Source organism: Achromobacter sp. NPDC058515 (assembly GCF_042721735.1).
Lineage (GTDB): Bacteria > Pseudomonadota > Gammaproteobacteria > Burkholderiales > Burkholderiaceae_B > Achromobacter.
Window position 1 is genome coordinate 372,538 of record NZ_JBHXNI010000002.1, and the last position, 15,748, is coordinate 388,285.

Here is a 15,748-nt window from a genome sequence, read left to right on the forward strand (position 1 = left end):
TCTTAGCGCCGGGCGAGCAGATCCTCGACCGCGAGGCCCACGCCCAGGATGCGGCGGTCCGCGCCGTTGCTGCCGGCGATCATCAGGCCGACCGGCGCCGTGCCGGCCGCATGGCAGGGCAGCGACAGCGCGCAGCCATCAAGAAAATTGATCAGCGTGGGATTGCGCAGGATCAGTCCGTTGGCCGCATAGTAGGCGTCGTCCGAGGCCTGCAGGTCCGCCACCGCCGGCGCCACGATGGGCGTGGTGGGCATGATCAGGGCGTCATAGCCGGCGATGCGGTGGTCGACCGCCGCCACCCAGGCTTCGCGGGCGTCCAGCAGGTCCAGGTAGTCGGCGGCGCTCATGTCCTGGCCGCGCATGATGCGCGACACCACGCGCGGGTCGTAGCGCTTGCCGGCGCGCGCGATCAGGTCGCGGTGCCAGGCCCAGGCTTCCGCGGCGGTGAAGCCGCCCTTGCTGTTGATGGCGCCCAGTTCGGCGAACTCGGGGATGGCGATTTCATCGACCAGCGCGCCCGCGTCCTTCAGGCTTTGCACCGCGGCGCCGAAGCTCTCGGACACATGCTTGTCCATCGCGTCCAGCGCCAGCGTCGTCGGCACCGCCAGGCGCAAGCCGCGCAGCGGCATGGCTTGCGGCGCCGGACCGCCGTCGCCCGACAGGATCGCATCCAGTTCGGCGCAGCAGCGCACGCTGGCGGCGATGGGGCCGATGGAGTCCAGGTTTGCGGACAGGGGCAGGACGCCGGCCATGGACACGCGCCAGGCGCTGGGCTTGAAGCCCGTCAGGCCGCACAGCGCGGCGGGAATGCGCACCGAGCCGCCCGTATCCGAGCCGATGCCCGCGACGGCCATGCCGTCGGCGACCGACACCGCCGCGCCCGAGGACGAGCCGCCCGGAATCCGGCCGGTGGCCCGGTCGTAGGGATTCAGCGGCGTGCCGTAATGGGGGTTGATGCCCAGGCCCGAATACGCGAATTCCGTCATGTTGGTGCGGCCGATGATGACGGCGCCGGCCGCGATCAGGCGCTGCACGACTTCGGCGTTGGCCTCGGCGGCCGGTTCGCCTTCGCGCGCCACCGAGCCCGCCATCGTGGTCTCGCCCTCGATGTCGAACAGGTCCTTGATGCTGATGGGCAGGCCGTCCACGAGCGACCGGACGATGCCCGCCGCGCGCAGCGTGTCGGACGCGCGCGCCTGCGCCAGGGCCGCCTCGGCGTACAGCTTGGTGAACACGCGGGCGCCCTCGCCCGCCTCGTCCCGGGCGCGGGCCAGCGCCGCCTCGGTCAGCGCCACGGATGTGGTTTTGCCCTCGCGCAGGGCCAGGTTCAGATCATTCAGGGTCGAGACCATAATTGTCCTAATGCCGCCTTGCGGCGTAAAAGTGCGGAGCCGGGATCAGGCGACCACGGGCAGCGATTCGACATGATAGCGGTGACGCAGGCTGCGTTGGCGGCGCGGATCGTGCAATTCCATCGTGAAGTCGGCCGCGGGGCGGATCCCGCCGATGGCGCCCACGGTGCCGCAGGTCATGCCGGCCCCTTCGGGCAGCACGGCCGCGCCGCCGGTGTATCCGGCGATCAGGTCCTGCGGCGTACGCAGCGTGGACAGCGGGCCTTCCTGATACAGCGTCTCTACGCCGTTTTCGACGATATAGGAACGGATGACCAGCTCGTCCCAGTAGCCGGCCACGTCGGCCAGGCGCCAGGCGACGGTCGCCACGGGCTTGACGCAGACCTGCTTGGACATGGCCACGCTGACCGTCTCCAGCTTGCGGTCGGTGTGGTCCGAGGCGATGCTGACGTACATCTCGCCATCCACCGCGAACACGAAGGTCTCGACTTCGCCCGAAGATTCCTCGCCCAGCGCCTGCACGGTCCCGGCCTGCGTCAGCTGGTTGTCGGCGATGCGGTAGTACAGCGGCACGCTGCTCGGGCGCGGCACGCCGATGGCGGCCAGCTCCTCGATGTGGTGCTCGATGGCGGCCATGTCGCGGCCGGCCCAGCCCGCCACGATCAGGGTGTTGAAGTCCACTTCCACCTGGCGGGGATTGGCGTCGTCGATCTTGAATACGGCTTTCATGTCTGTCCTGCAAATAAAGTGGGAGGGAACGGCGCGGCCCGGCGCCGCGCCGCGATCAAATCAAGGGAAAATCAGCCGAATACCCTCGGCAGCCACAGCGCGATGTCGGGCCAGAACGCCAGCAGGGCCAGCATCACGAACATGGCCAGCACGAACGGCAGGCTGCCGACGATGACCGCGCTCATGGAGCCGCTCTTGCGCAGGCTCTGCACCACGAACAGGTTCAGCCCGACGGGCGGCGTGATCAGCGCGGCCTCGACCAGCACGATGATGACGATGCCCAGCCAGATCGGGTCATAGCCCAGGCCGATCATGATGGGCGCGACGATGGGAATGGTCGTGATCATCATGGACAGCGTCTCCATGAAGCAGCCCAGCACCAGGTAGAACACGATCACGATCAGCAGCATCCAGCCAGGCGACAGGCCCAGGCCGGTGATCGATTGCGTCAGCGCATCGGTCAGGCCGGTTGCGGACATGACGAAGTTCAGGAAGCTGGCGGCAATGACGATCAGCATGATCATGGCGGTGGACCGCATCGTGCCCTCCATGACCTCGCGCAGCATGGACCAAGTCAGCCGGCCGAACCAGGCTGCCAGGATGAAGGCCCCCAGCACGCCCAGCGCCGCGGCTTCCGTCGGCGTGGCCAGGCCCGCGTAGATGGAGCCCACCACCAGGAAGAAAATGCCCATGGGCGGCGCCAGATGCGCCAGGCTGGCCAGGCGCTGGCCCCAGGTCGCGGTGATCTTCTTGCCGCCCCACGAGGGCTTGGCCACGCAGGCGATGACGACCGTCAGCATGAACAGCGCCGCCATGGCGAAGCCCGGGATGATGCCGGCCAGGTAGAGCTTGGGCACCGACGAATTCGTCAGCACGCCGTAGATGACCAGATTGATCGACGGCGGAATCAGAATCCCCAGCGTGCCGCCCGCGGCCAGGCTGCCCAGAAAAAGCGGTTCGTTGTAGCCGTACTTGCGGATCTGCGGAATCGCGACCGTGCCGACCGTCGCGGCGGTAGCCACGCTGGAGCCGGACGTGGCCGAGAACAGCGTCGACGCGCCGATATTGGCGTGCATCAGCCCGCCCGGCAGCCACGACAGCCACAGGCTCATCGCGCCGTACATGCGCTCGGCAAAGCCCGCGCGCAGCAGCACTTCGCCGAGCATGATGAACAGCGGAATGGCGACCAGCAGGAACTCGTTGTTGGAGCTCCAGGAAATCTCGCCTATGGCCCGAGACAGCGGCAGCATCGAGAACAGCGGATCCAGGACCAGGCCCAGCACCCCCAGCGCCGCGCCCACCGGAATGGACAGGCCGATCAGCACCAGCAGCAACATCAAGGCAGTGGAAATCATGCGGCCTCTCCCTTCACCATGCGCTCGCCGGCGGCGGCTTCTTCGTCGGCTTCTTCCTGCGCCGAACGCACGCCGCAGATCTGCTTGACCAGCTCGATATCGCCCGTGACTAGCGCGGCGGAGGCGCGCGCCAGCATCAGGGCGACGGTCACGCACATCCACGCCAGGCCCAGCAGCCACATGCCCTGCGGGATCCACAACGGCGTGGCAAGCGGCGTGTTGGCCGCAGACCGCTGCGTCCAGGACGTCTGCACCACGTCGTAGGCGTAGTACGTCAGGAACACCATGAATACGGCCAGCGCCACCATGGAAATCCAGTCCAGCACTGCCGACAGGCGCACCGGCAGGTATTGATAGAGCACATCGACGCGCACGTTGGCGCGCTGCAGCGTGGCGAACGCCAGCGCCCAGGACGTGCTGATGGCGAAGGCGTAGCTGGACAGCTCGTCCGCGCCGCCCGTCGTGAAGCCCAGGAATTTGCGGGCGAGCACGTCGAAGGAGATCAGCAGCACGCTGGCCACCGTCAAGGCGCCGCCGGCCCACACGGCCGCGCGCGACAAGCTCTCGGCGCGCCGCAACAGGCCGCCGAGCAGGCGGAAGTGTTCGGTTTTTGTCATGGATGGAACCTCTGCGGGCACAGCCCGGTATGACAGGCCGGAAGGCGCGCCGCCCTGCGGGACGGCGCCCCCGGGGCTTACTTGGCGGCGGTGAGGCCGAGCGTCTTGCCGATGGTGGCGTTGAAGTCCTTGACGCATTGCGCCGAGCAGCGGGCGGCCCACTTGGGCAGCACGGCTTCCTGCGCAACCTTCTTCAGCAGGGCCTGGTCGGCGTCGGAGGGCTGCACCAGCACCATCTTCCCCTTGACCGGGAACGGGCATGCGGCGGCGCCGGTGTTGCAGTCATAGCCTTCCTGGGTCTGGCGCGCGGCCGCGTCCCAGATGTTGTCGACCAGCGTCTTCACGTTGGCCTGCAGGAAGGTGCGCACGTTGGGATCCAGCTTGTCCCAGGCCTTCTGGTTGACCGCGTGGATCTGCTGGTTCCAGTTGATCGGCAGCGCGACCAGATGGGTCGACACCTCGTACCACTTGGCCGAGTATCCGGACAGCGAACCCGTAATGGCGCAATCGACCACCTTGTTCTGCAGCGCGGGGACCACTTCGCCGAAGGCCATCGTCACGCTGGAGCCGCCCAGCGCCTCGACGAATTCGGCGGTGGTGCGGCTGCTGGTGCGGACCTTCTTGCCCTTGATGTCGGCCAGGCCCTTGATCTCGGCGTTGCAGAACAGCACCTGCGCGGGATAGGTCGAGATGCCCAGCAGCTTGACGTTGTTGCCTTCGCCGTAGAGCTTGGCGTAGACGGGCTCGAACGCGTCGGTGACGGCGCGCGCGGTCTTGACGTCGGGCGCCAGGCCTGCCAGGTCGATCGCTTCGTTGATCGGGTTGTCGCTGGCGAAGTACGACAGGGTTGCGGTGCCGAACTCCACCACGCCCTGCGACATCAGGCGCAGCAGTTCAGGCCCCTTCAGCCCCATTTCGTTGAAGCCCTTGATGTCCGCCGTGACCTGCCCCTTGGACAGCTCGGGTATGGTCTTGGACCAGAACGGCTTTTCATAGTCGTTGTAGGCGGTCAGGTTGGACAGCCCCCCCACGACCTTCAACCGGGTCTTGGGCAGGTCTTGCGCCTGGACGGCGCCGGCCAGCAGGCTGGCGGCAACGGCGGCGAAAACAAGAGACTTCTTCATGGACAAAACTCCTGGCTGGCGGGATGGTCTGCCGCGCGCGGGCCCCCGGTGCCCAGATCGCGCGCGGATAGGAATCGGGTGATCAGGGACGCGAAACGGGAACGGATGCCGGGACGGCCCGCAGGGCCATGCGGCTGGCGCGGCAGCGCGGCCGGCAGCCGGCCGCCTGCTTCCAGGGATGGAACAGATGCCTATTCATGCTTTTCCCCCGCACTGTGTATCCAGGCGCTATTTATTGATGTGCCGCCATTGCATCGCCAGGGGCGCGGGGCGTCCAATCGTAAGTTGCGATGTGGGGGTATAAATATTTCTTGGGTCTCGCCGCGCCCGAGCCGCGCGCTGGCCGCAAACGACGCGCCCATGCGGCCTTGCGGCCAGGCGGCGCAAGCGCGCCGCCCGTCATCGGGCCGCAATGCCCGTGGTCTTCGCGGGATTTTCTGGGGAAAACACCTACGCCAGAACGCCGTCTCCGGCCTGCTCCGCCACCTTCTGCGCCATCTGCGCGATGATGCGCACGGCGTGGCTGTCCGGGCCTTGCACCCAGGTCGCGGTGAAGCTCAATTCAGGCAGCGGGTCGGCCTGCACCTGCAGGATGCGCAGTTCGCCGCGGGCCAGCTCCTTGCCCAGGAACACGGGCGCGATCACGCTGGTGCCGATGGCGTCCTGCGTCATGCGCACCACCATGGACATGGAGGCGCTGCCGTACATGCGGGGCGCATGCACGCCGGCGCGCGTCAGCATGTCGCGCACCACGCGATACGGCGCGCTGTTGGAAGGATAGGTGATGATGGGCAGCTTGCCGATGCGCTCCAGGGTCAGCGGTTCGGGGCCCAGTTCCAGCAAGGGGCTGGCCACCCACGCCAAGGGATAGGTGCACAGCGGCAGGTTTTCCACCCGGGCCTCCAGCACCGGCCCCATCAGGAAGGCAAGGTCGATCTGCCGCGACATCAGGTGCGAGCGCAGCACGTGCGTGGTGTCCACCTCGATCTCCAGCACCAGCGCCGGATACGTCGTGTGCACCAGTTCGATCAGCGTGGGCAGCCAGGTCTGCACGATGGTCTCGGCCACGCCGATCCGCACCGTGCCCGTCATGACGTTCTGTTCGCGCGCGGCCTCGAACATGTCGCGCCGCACCTGCAGCATGCGTTCGGCATGCGACAGCAATTCGTGCCCCTTGGCTGTGAGCTTGACGCCGCGCGCGTCGCGTTCGAACAGCAGCACGCCCAGGTCGGATTCCAGCGAGGCGATGCGCTGCGAGACCGCGGGCTGCGTGGTGTTGAGTTTTTCCGACGCGGCGCGAAAGCTGCCCAGCGTGGCGACCCAGAAAAAAGTTTCGACGTTGCGTAGTTCTATCATTGGCCTGTTCCCCCGGCGGGATGAGCGTATCATGTCAGCCGCCCACCGCCCCATGAGGAGCTTGTCCATGACTCCGGCCGATAACGGTCGCCCGCGCCCCGGCGCATCCGCCGCGCGCGGCCCGATGATCGGGGTGCTGCTGCTGGTGTTGTCGATGTGGACGCTGTCCTGCCTGGACGCCAGCGGCAAGTGGGTCATGAACGCGGGCGTGCCCTTGCTGGTGCTGTCGTGGTTCCGCTATGCGGTCCACCTGGTGCTGGTGCTGGCCCTGGTGCTGCCCGCCCGCGGACTGCGGGTGCTGCGCAGCAACAAGCCGCGCGAACAGCTGATCCGCGGCGGCTCGATGTTCCTGGCCACGCTCATGTTCTTCACGACGCTGAGCTACATTCCGCAGGCCGAGGCCACGGCCATCAACTTCCTGGCCCCGCTGCTGGTGCTGTCGCTGGCGCCCTGGATCCTCAAGGAACCCGCGCGCCTGTCGCGCTTCGTCGCCGCCGGCATCGCTTTTGTCGGCGTGATCATCGTGATCCGTCCCGGCGGCGGGCTGCATCCGGTCGGCACGATCTTCGGCCTGCTGACGGCCTGTTGCTTCGCCGCGCAGTTCATCGCCACGCGGCGCGTGGCGGGCGACGACCCGTTTACCTCGCTGATCTGGAGCGGCGCCGTGGGCACCGCCTGCCTCACGCTGGCCCTGCCCTTCATCCTGCCGCCCGCCCTGCCGGTGCTGCAAGCGCTGTCGCCGCTGGATTGGGTCTTGCTGATTTCCACCGGCATCACCGGCGGCGTGGGGCACCTGTTCCAGATCGCCGCCTACCGCCGCGCTCCCGCCTCCACGCTGGCGCCCTTCATCTACCTGCAGATCATCAGCGCGACGTCGGTGGGCTGGCTGGTCTGGGGGCACTTCCCCGATCCGCTGACCTGGCTGGGCATCGCCATCATCTGCGCCAGCGGCATGGGAATCGGCCTGGTCGAATGGCGCCGCAGCCGCACCCAGGGCGCCGCCCTGGCCCGCGCGGCCTCCCGCTGAGCCGGCGGCCGCCAGCGCCGCGGCGCGCGCAAGCCGCCTCCCGTACAATGCTCGTCGCCTTTTGCGCTTTCCCGCAAGGGCCACCCCCGGCATTCCCCGAAACGAGGTCTTCATGATCATCAAGCCCCGTGTGCGCGGCTTTATCTGCGTCACCACCCATCCCGTCGGCTGCGAGGCCAACGTCAGGAACCAGATCGACTACGTGAAAGCGCAAGGGCCGGTTGCCGGCGGCCCCAAGCGCGTGCTGGTGCTTGGCGCGTCGACCGGATACGGGCTTGCCGCGCGCATCAGCGCGGCATTCGCCTGTGGTTCGCAGACACTGGGCGTCTTCTATGAGCGCCCCGGCGACGCCGCCAAGGCGGGCACGCCCGGCTGGTACAACAGCGCGGCCTTCCACAAGTTCGCGGACGCCGAAGGCCTCTATGCCAGGAGCATCAACGGCGACGCCTTCTCCGACGAGATCAAGCAGAAGACCATCGCCGCGATCAGGCAGGACATGGGCCAGGTCGACCAGGTCATCTACAGCCTGGCTGCGCCGCGCCGCGTCCATCCGAAAACCGGGGAAGTCTACAACTCGACGCTCAAGCCCGTGGGCCACGCCGTGAAGCTGCGCGGCCTGGACACCGACCGCGAAGTGATCAAGGAATCCGTGCTGGAGCCCGCCACGCAAGCCGAGATCGACGCCACCGTCGCGGTGATGGGCGGCGAGGACTGGCAGATGTGGATCGACGCCCTGCTTGCGGCCGGCGTGCTGGCCGAAGGCGCCACCACCACGGCCTTCACCTATCTGGGCGAAAAGATCACCCACGACATCTATTGGAACGGCTCCATCGGCGCGGCCAAGAAGGACCTGGACCAGAAGGTGCTGGATATCCGCGCCAAGCTGGCCGCGCGCGGCGGCGACGCTCGGGTGTCGGTGCTCAAGGCTGTGGTGACGCAGGCCAGTTCGGCCATCCCGATGATGCCGCTGTACCTGTCGCTGCTGTTCAAGACCATGAAGGAAGACGGCACGCACGAAGGCTGCATCGAACAGGTGTACGGCCTGTACCGGGACAGCCTGTGCGGGCCGGAGCCGATCCTGGATCAGGAAGGACGCCTGCGCGCCGACTACAAGGAACTGGATCCGCAGGTGCAGGCCCGCGTACAGGCGCTGTGGGGCCAGGTCACCAGCGACAACCTTTACGAGCTCACGGATTTCGCCGGCTACAAGCAGGATTTCCTGCGGCTGTTCGGATTCGAGGTCGAGGGCGTGGACTATGACGCCGACGTCAATCCGGCCGTGGAGATCCGCGGCCTGGTCTGACCTCACGTGGCGGGATCAACGATTTCCCCGGTGAAACGGATGGTTCCGCTGCAGAAGCCAGGTCGTGCCCTTGCCCGCTGTCCGGCCGGAAGGCGTCAGCCCGCCGAACTCAGTCGGCCTGGACCATCCGGCCGGCGGCCAGCACCAGCTGCCGCCCGCAGCGGGCGGCCAGTTGCGGATCGTGGGTCACCAGCACCAGGGTGGTGCCGTGCTCGCGGTGCAGGTCGAACATCAGGTCGATGACCGTCACCCCCGTGGCGGCGTCTAGGCTGCCGGTGGGTTCGTCGGCGAACAGCAGGTCGGGCTGCACCACGAAGGCCCGGGCCAGCGAGACCCGCTGCTGTTCTCCGCCCGACAGGGTGCGCGGATAATGATGCAGGCGGGCGCCCAGCCCTACCCGCTCCAGCATGACCTGCGCCGCGTCGCGCGCGGATTGCCCCGCCAGCTCCAGGGGCAGCATCACGTTTTCCAGCGCCGTCAGGTTGGGCAGCAGCTGGAACGACTGGAACACGAATCCCACGTGGTTGGCCCGCAGGCGCGCGCGGCCGTCTTCATCCAGCGCAAACAGGTCCTGCCCCGCCAGGTGTACGCTACCCATGCTGGGAACATCCAGTCCGGCCAGCAGTCCCAGCAAGGTGGACTTGCCCGAGCCGGAGCTGCCCGTGATGGCGACGGCGCTGCCCGCGGCGACCGTAAAATCAATACCTTCCAGGATAGACAGCGTCCCGCCGGCATCGGCCACCCGCTTGCCCAGCCCTTTCACCACGATCGAATTATTGCTATCCATGCGCCTATTTTCCCGTCTGCTTCTTGTGTCCGCCCTGGCGACCGCCGTCGTGGCGCCCGCCCACGCTCAGACCGCCGCGGCGGCCCAGGGTTCCTCCCCGCGCACCGTCCTGGTGGTTGGCGACAGCCTGTCCGCCGAATATGGCATCAAGCGCGGCACGGGCTGGGTGCCCTTGCTGTCCGCAAGGATCTCCGAACAATACCCGAAGTTCCAGGTCGTCAACGCCAGCATCAGCGGCGACACGACCAGCGGCGGCGTCGCCCGGCTGCCGGCCCTGCTGCGCCAGCACACGCCGGCCGTCGTGGTGCTGGAACTGGGCTCCAATGACGCGCTGCGGGGGCTGCCGCTCACCATGACCGAGCAGAACCTGCGCACCATGACCCAGGCCGCCCGCAAGGCCGATGCCCAAGTGCTGATCGTCGGCATGCAGATTCCGCCCAATTACGGCCGGGACTACACCCAGCGCTTCGCCCAGGTATTTCCCACGGTCGCCAAAGACGAAAACGCCCGGCTCGTGCCCTTCCTGATGGAAGGCATTGCAACGAACCGGGCGATGTTCCAGGCTGACGGCATCCATCCGAACGAGGATGCCCAGCCTCAATTGCTGGACAACGTGTGGCCGACGCTGCGGCCACTGTTGAACTAAAGCTCCTCTCCTCAGGTGTCAGACACCTGCAAATATCAGCCTTCTTGTGACGGCTCGCCGCGGATGACGTCGGCGGCGGCGGGCAGCACCTGCACCTTGTACTGTTCGCGCAGCATGCGGATCAGCGCTTCGTTCTCGGCCTGGCCCCAGGCGCCCGACAACTGCTGCGCCAGGCGTTCCTTGTCGGCCGCTTCGATCTTGCCGGGCTCGACTTTTTCCAGGCGCACCAGCGTGTAGTCCACGCCCGACTGCACGCCGGTGTAGGCCGGCAACGGGGTCGACGGCAGGCGCATCACGGCGTCCAGCACCGGGCGCGGCAGATCCTTGGGATCCTGGCGCGACACGGTCACGGCGGCGGCAAAGCCCTCCGGCGTGGCGGCGGGGTCGGCCTTGTCGGCGGCAAGGGCGGCTTCGCCGGCCTTCTTGGCGGCTTCGGCCGAACGCTCGTCCAGCAGCCTGGCGCGGATCGAATCGCTGACCTTGTCCAGCGCCGGCACATGGGCGGGCTCGATGGCGGCGACGCGCACCGCCAGCATCGTGTCGGGCGAGAGCTCGATCACGCCCGAGTTTTGCTTTTCGCGCAGCACGTCCGGCGAGAACAGCACCTGGCGCACGCGCGGGTTGTCCAGCAGCGCGGCGTCGGCGCTGTCGGCGGCCGAGCCCGGGCCGGCCTTGTCGGCGGGCAGCAGGCCTTCGCGGGTCACGCCGGACGCGGTGCGCAGCTTCAGGCCCACGGCGTCGGCGGCGGGCTGCAGGCTGTCGCGCTGGTCATAGACCTGCTTGTTCAGCTGGCTGGCCATTTCCGAGAAGCGCACGGCGGCGATCTGCTTGCGGACTTCGCCGGTGATCTGGTCCTTGACCTCGGCCAGGGGCTTGATGGCTGCGGGATGGATTTCGGTGACCTTGACGATGTGCAGGCCGGACGGGCTTTCGATCACGCCGGACACCTGGTCCTGGGACTGGCTGAAGATGGCCTTTTCAAGCGGGCCGGACAGCATGCCGGGCGCGAGCCAGCCCAAATCGCCGCCGTTGGCGGCCGAGCCTGCATCCTGCGAGCTCTTGCGGGCCAGTTCGGCAAACTTGGAAGGATCGGCGGCGGCCTGCTTGGCCAGGTCCTCGGCCTTGGCGCGCGCGGCCTTGCGCGCGTCTTCCGACGCGCCGGCCGCCACTTCGACCATGATATGGCTGGCGCGGCGGCGTTCGGGCTGGCCGAAGCGGTTCTTGTTCTGTTCGTAGTAGGACGCCAGGTCCTCGTCCTTGACCTGCACGCCTTGCGTGGCGGCGGCTTCGTCCAGCACGACGTACTGCACCTGGACCTGTTCCGGGATCTGCAGCTGCTGCTTGTTGGCGTCGTACCAGGCCTGAATGTCGGCCGGCGATACACTGACCTGCGAGCGGTAGTCGGCGGCGGCGAAGCGGCGCAGTTGCACCGTGCGCGCCTGCGTCAGCGCCGTTTCCAGCGCGGACACGACTTCGGCGGGCGCACGGGCCGACTGGCCGACGGGTTCGAGCACGCGGGCCACGGCCAGGTCGCGGCGCAGGCCGGCCTCGAACGAGGTGGGCGACAGGCCCTGGGCAGCCAGCACCTGGCGATAGCGCTCGGGCGAGAAGCGGCCGTTGTCCTGGACTTCCGGGATGGCGGCGATGGTGTTGCGCAGCGTCTCGTCGGACACCGAGAAACGGTTGTCGACGGCAACGTTGGCCAGGAGGCGCTGGTTGATGAGCTGGTTCAGCAGGCTTTCGCGCAGCGCGGGCGTGTCGACCATGGCCGGATCGAACTGCGCGCCCAGGCGTTGACGGTACTGCTCGAGCTGGTTGCGGTGCGCCTGGTCAAACTCGGCGCGTGAAATGGGCTGGCCAGCGACCGTCGCCAATTCCGGCTCCTGACGCATGAAGCTGTCATAGCCTTGAATCCCGACCAGGAAGAAGGACGGCACAATCAGAAGCAGCAGGATGAGCTGCATCCAGCGCCGATGGCTGCGAATAAATTCGAACATGGAATCCCTGTTGCCGCGCTCCGGGGGTATCCGCCCGGAGCCGCACGAAAACGCATAAAAAAAGGCGAACTCGATTCGCCCTATTCCCATACCGGTTACTACCGGATCAGCGGGCGGATTTTAGCATTTCTCATTCATGGCGCAGCTTCGGATTCACACTGGCGTCATCCGGGGCCGCGCGGAACCTCCCAGCCGCACGGAAGCCCCAGCCCGTCAACCCGGGAAATCACCATTTCCGCCCTACCCGTCCCCCCGTATCGTGGATCTCAGGGTAAGCCCGCAGCCAGCGGCGCGCCCGGCGCCGGCCACATGCCGGCGCCCCCCTTCCCCGCACGCATAAAGGTAGCCATCGATGCCGCTCACATCCCCCCGCCTGCATGTCCTGAGAACCTGCCTGGCCCTCGCCTTCCTGGGCGGCGCCCATGCCGCGCTGGCCGCGCCCGTGGCCGCCGTGCACGAGGCGGCCCAAGGCCAGCAGCAGGCCATGCTGGACACCATGCGCGACCTGGTCAATATTGAATCGGGCAGCAAGGACGTCGAAGGCGTGGAGCGCATCGCCGAACTGATCCGCGACCGGCTCAAGGCGCTGGGCGGCGCCGTCGAGATCATCGCGCCCACGGAAGTGTTCCGGCTGGACGATACCCCCGAGAAGGTCGGCCCGATGGTCCACGCCGAGTTCAAGGGCGCCGGCAGCAAGAAAATCATGCTGATCGCCCACATGGACACCGTCTACCGCAACGGCATGCTGAAGGACCAGCCCTTCCGCGTGGACGGCGACCGCGCCTATGGGCTGGGCATCGCCGACGACAAGCACGGCGTGGCGACCATCATCCATACCCTGGCCCTGCTGAAGAAGCTGGGCTTTGACGGCTACGGCACGCTTACGGTGCTGATCAACGGCGACGAGGAAATCAGCTCGCCCGGCGCGCGCAGCACCATCACCCGCCTGGGCGCGGACCAGGACGCCGTCTTCTCGTTCGAAGGCGGCGGCGTCGAACCGCGCCTGACCCTGGCCACCAGCGGCATCGGCGCAGCCTACCTGACCGTGCAGGGCAAGACCTCCCACGCCGGCGCCCGCCCCGAAGGCGGCGTCAATGCGCTCTATGAACTGTCCCATCAGCTGCTGCAACTGGACAAGCTCTCCAAGCCGGAAGACGGCCTGAAGCTGAACTGGACTGTCGCCCAGGCCGGCACCAACCGCAACGTCATCCCCGGCCTGGCCACCGCTCAGGCCGACGCCCGGGCGCTGCGCGTTTCCGATTTCGACGCGCTGGCCCGCAGCCTGGAAGAACGGATCCAGAAGAAGCTGCTGCCCGAGTCCAAGGTCAGCGTCAAATTCGAAGTCCGCCGCCCCCCGCTCGAAGCCACGGCGGCCTCGCGCGCGCTGGCCCAGCACGGAGTCCAGATCTACAAGGAGCTGGACCTGCCCATGAAAGTCGTGGACCGCGCCAGCGGCGGCGGCACCGACGCCGCCTTCGCGGCCCTGAAGGCCCGCGGCCCCGTCATCGAAGGCATGGGCCTGAGCGGCTTCGGCGCCCACTCCAACGACGCCGAGTACATCCAAATCAACAGCATCGTGCCGCGCCTGTACCTGGCGACCAGAATGATCATGGACGTATCGCAGGACAAGGCGCCGCTGAAATAGCCGGCAAGCCGGCGTCCCGGGCGCGCTCAGGCGCCCCGGCGACGCCCCGGGAAGCGGGCGGCGCGCCCCACAGAACAGGGTATCCTTGCAACCTGTCCCAAAAGAACCCGAAAGCAACACCGAAATGACCGCAAAACTCCCCTCCTGGCCATATTCCCGTTACATCGCGCATCGCGGCGGCGGCCGTCTGGCACCGGAGAACACCTTGGCTGCCATGCGCGTTGGCGCCGGGCACGGCTTCACGATGTTTGAATACGACGTGAAGCTCAGCAGCGACAACGTGCTCGTGCTGATGCACGACGACAACGTCGACCGCACCTCCAACGGCCAGGGTCCGGCCGCGGCCAAGACTTTTGCCGAACTGGCCCAGCTGGATTTCGGCGGCTGGCATTCGGCCGCCTACGCCGGCGAACCGCTGCCCACGCTTGCCGCCGTCGCCCGCTACACGGTCGCCAACAACATCGCCAGCAACGTCGAGATCAAGCCCTGCCCCGGACGTGAAGCCGAGACCGGCCGCGCCGTCGCGCTGGCCGCCCGGCAATTGTGGGAAGGCGCAAGCACGCCGCCCCTGTTGTCCTCGTTCGCGGAGCCTGCCCTGCAAGCCGCGCGCGAGGCGGCGCCCGAGCTGCCGCGCGCCCTGCTCGTGGAAAAAGTGCCCGCCGACTGGCGCGAACGCCTGGCCAAATACGACTGCGTGGCCCTGAACATCAACCAGAAAGACGCTACCCGCGAACTGATCGACGCCGTGCATGCCGCCGGCTACCGGATCGCGGCCTGGACCGTCAACGACCCGGAACGCGCCCGTTTGCTGCTCGACTGGGGCATGGACGGCATTTTCACCGACGAGCTGGCCGCCATCCGGCCCGCCGCCTGAGGCAGATCGCCCGTGTTCAGCTACCGCCACGCCTTTCACGCCGGCAACCATGCCGACGTGCTCAAGCACGCCATCCTGGTCCACACCCTGGACTACTTCAACAAGAAAGACGCGCCCTACTGGGTTGTGGACACCCACGCGGGAGCCGGGCTGTACAGCCTGGACAGCGACTGGGCGGCCAAGACCTCGGAGTTCGCGGACGGCATCGGCCGCCTGTGGGACGCCAAGGACCTGCCCCCGATCCTGGCCGACTACGTCGCCCGCATCCGCGACTACAACACCAACGGCCGCCTGAAGCGCTACCCCGGTTCGCCGTGGCTGGCGCTGGACGCGCTGCGCCCCTCGGACCGCCTGCGCCTGTTCGAAATGCACCCGACCGAGATCGACACGCTGGTGGGCAACCTGGAGCACCAGGGCCGCGCCGCCCAGCGCCAGACGACCATCTACGGCGACGACGGCTTCGAAGGCGTCAAGGCGCTGCTGCCGCCGCCGACGCGCCGCGGCATGGTGCTGATCGACCCGTCGTACGAAGACAAGCACGACTACCGCCGCACGCTGCTCACCGTGAAGGAATGCATCAAGCGCTTCGCCACGGGCACCTACGCGATCTGGTATCCGCTGGTCCAGCGCCGCGAAGCCAGCGAAATGGCGCGCCATTTCGAGAACCTGAAGGTCAAGAGCTGGCTGCACGCCACCCTGACCGTCAAGAAGGCCACGATCGACGGCTACGGCCTGCACGGCAGCGGCATGTTCCTCATCAACCCGCCGTGGACGCTGCATGACGCCCTGAAGCAGGCCATGCCCTACCTGGCGCGCGAGCTCGGGCAGGACGAGCGGGCTGGCTTCACGCTGCAGTACCGCGAGAACCCCTTCCCCGTCGCCAAGAAGCACTCCGACGAGTAGCGCGGCGCCCGCGCCGATGCCACGACGAAAAAG

The 15,748-nt window shown here is 67.5% G+C and carries 14 protein-coding genes; 6 read left to right on the forward strand and 8 right to left on the reverse strand.

Features of this window, described 5'->3' with window-relative positions; genetic code table 11:
- Positions 1–2: 2 nt before the first annotated feature.
- The 6 genes from ACFWP0_RS04930 to ACFWP0_RS04955 form a co-directional block, all read right to left on the reverse strand.
- Complete coding sequence (locus ACFWP0_RS04930) at positions 3–1,352, reverse strand: amidase (RefSeq protein WP_377840103.1); 1,350 nt, start codon at positions 1,350–1,352, stop codon at positions 3–5.
- Positions 1,353–1,397: 45 nt separating this feature from the next.
- Positions 1,398–2,081: a DUF2848 domain-containing protein gene (locus ACFWP0_RS04935; RefSeq protein ID WP_377840104.1), complete on the reverse strand. Its 684-nt coding sequence runs from the start codon at positions 2,079–2,081 to the stop codon at positions 1,398–1,400.
- 71 nt (positions 2,082–2,152) lie between these two features.
- Entirely contained in the window at positions 2,153–3,436 is a 1,284-nt protein-coding gene (locus ACFWP0_RS04940) for a TRAP transporter large permease (RefSeq protein ID WP_377840106.1), read from the reverse strand.
- Entirely contained in the window at positions 3,433–4,053 is a 621-nt protein-coding gene (locus ACFWP0_RS04945; protein WP_377840108.1) for a TRAP transporter small permease subunit, read from the reverse strand. Before ACFWP0_RS04945 ends, ACFWP0_RS04940 begins: the two co-directional genes overlap by 4 nt.
- A 77-nt stretch (positions 4,054–4,130) precedes the next feature.
- On the reverse strand, positions 4,131–5,177 hold the full coding sequence (locus ACFWP0_RS04950; protein ID WP_377840109.1) for a TRAP transporter substrate-binding protein: 1,047 nt from the start codon (positions 5,175–5,177) through the stop codon (positions 4,131–4,133).
- A gap of 450 nt (positions 5,178–5,627) precedes the next feature.
- Positions 5,628–6,533 (reverse strand): LysR family transcriptional regulator, encoded by a 906-nt coding sequence (locus ACFWP0_RS04955; protein WP_377840111.1) that lies wholly within the window; start codon positions 6,531–6,533, stop codon positions 5,628–5,630.
- Positions 6,534–6,600: 67 nt separating this feature from the next.
- On the opposite strand from ACFWP0_RS04955, the gene ACFWP0_RS04960 reads away from it, so the two are divergent.
- Both ACFWP0_RS04960 and fabV read left to right on the forward strand, forming a co-directional pair.
- Positions 6,601–7,560, forward strand: coding sequence for a DMT family transporter (locus ACFWP0_RS04960; protein ID WP_377840112.1), 960 nt, complete (start codon positions 6,601–6,603; stop codon positions 7,558–7,560).
- 112 nt (positions 7,561–7,672) lie between these two features.
- On the forward strand, positions 7,673–8,863 hold the full coding sequence (gene fabV / locus ACFWP0_RS04965) for an enoyl-ACP reductase FabV (RefSeq protein WP_377840114.1): 1,191 nt from the start codon (positions 7,673–7,675) through the stop codon (positions 8,861–8,863).
- A 109-nt stretch (positions 8,864–8,972) separates the two neighbouring features.
- Here fabV and ACFWP0_RS04970 read toward each other — a convergent pair whose 3' ends face one another.
- On the reverse strand, positions 8,973–9,650 hold the full coding sequence (locus tag ACFWP0_RS04970) for an ABC transporter ATP-binding protein (protein ID WP_377840115.1): 678 nt from the start codon (positions 9,648–9,650) through the stop codon (positions 8,973–8,975).
- On the opposite strand from ACFWP0_RS04970, the gene ACFWP0_RS04975 reads away from it, so the two are divergent.
- Complete coding sequence (locus tag ACFWP0_RS04975; RefSeq protein ID WP_377840117.1) at positions 9,649–10,296, forward strand: arylesterase; 648 nt, start codon at positions 9,649–9,651, stop codon at positions 10,294–10,296. The two genes, ACFWP0_RS04970 and ACFWP0_RS04975, sit on opposite strands and share 2 nt — an antisense overlap.
- A gap of 35 nt (positions 10,297–10,331) precedes the next feature.
- Here the strand turns inward: ACFWP0_RS04975 and ACFWP0_RS04980 are convergent, their stop codons facing one another.
- The gene (locus ACFWP0_RS04980; RefSeq protein ID WP_377840119.1) at positions 10,332–12,293 is read right to left on the reverse strand and encodes a SurA N-terminal domain-containing protein; all 1,962 of its coding nucleotides are present in this window, start codon (positions 12,291–12,293) and stop codon (positions 10,332–10,334) included.
- Between the two features lie 352 nt (positions 12,294–12,645).
- Here ACFWP0_RS04980 and ACFWP0_RS04985 point away from each other — a divergent pair, with 352 nt between their 5' ends.
- The 3 genes from ACFWP0_RS04985 to ACFWP0_RS04995 all read left to right on the forward strand — a co-directional run bounded on the left by ACFWP0_RS04985 (position 12,646) and on the right by ACFWP0_RS04995 (position 15,715).
- Positions 12,646–13,938, forward strand: a complete 1,293-nt coding sequence (locus ACFWP0_RS04985; RefSeq protein WP_377840120.1) for a M20/M25/M40 family metallo-hydrolase — start codon at positions 12,646–12,648, stop codon at positions 13,936–13,938.
- A 124-nt stretch (positions 13,939–14,062) separates the two neighbouring features.
- Entirely contained in the window at positions 14,063–14,812 is a 750-nt protein-coding gene (gene ugpQ / locus ACFWP0_RS04990; protein ID WP_377840122.1) for a glycerophosphodiester phosphodiesterase, read from the forward strand.
- A 12-nt stretch (positions 14,813–14,824) separates the two neighbouring features.
- Positions 14,825–15,715, forward strand: a complete 891-nt coding sequence (locus ACFWP0_RS04995) for a 23S rRNA (adenine(2030)-N(6))-methyltransferase RlmJ (protein ID WP_377840123.1) — start codon at positions 14,825–14,827, stop codon at positions 15,713–15,715.
- The last annotated feature ends 33 nt before the right edge of the window (positions 15,716–15,748 follow it).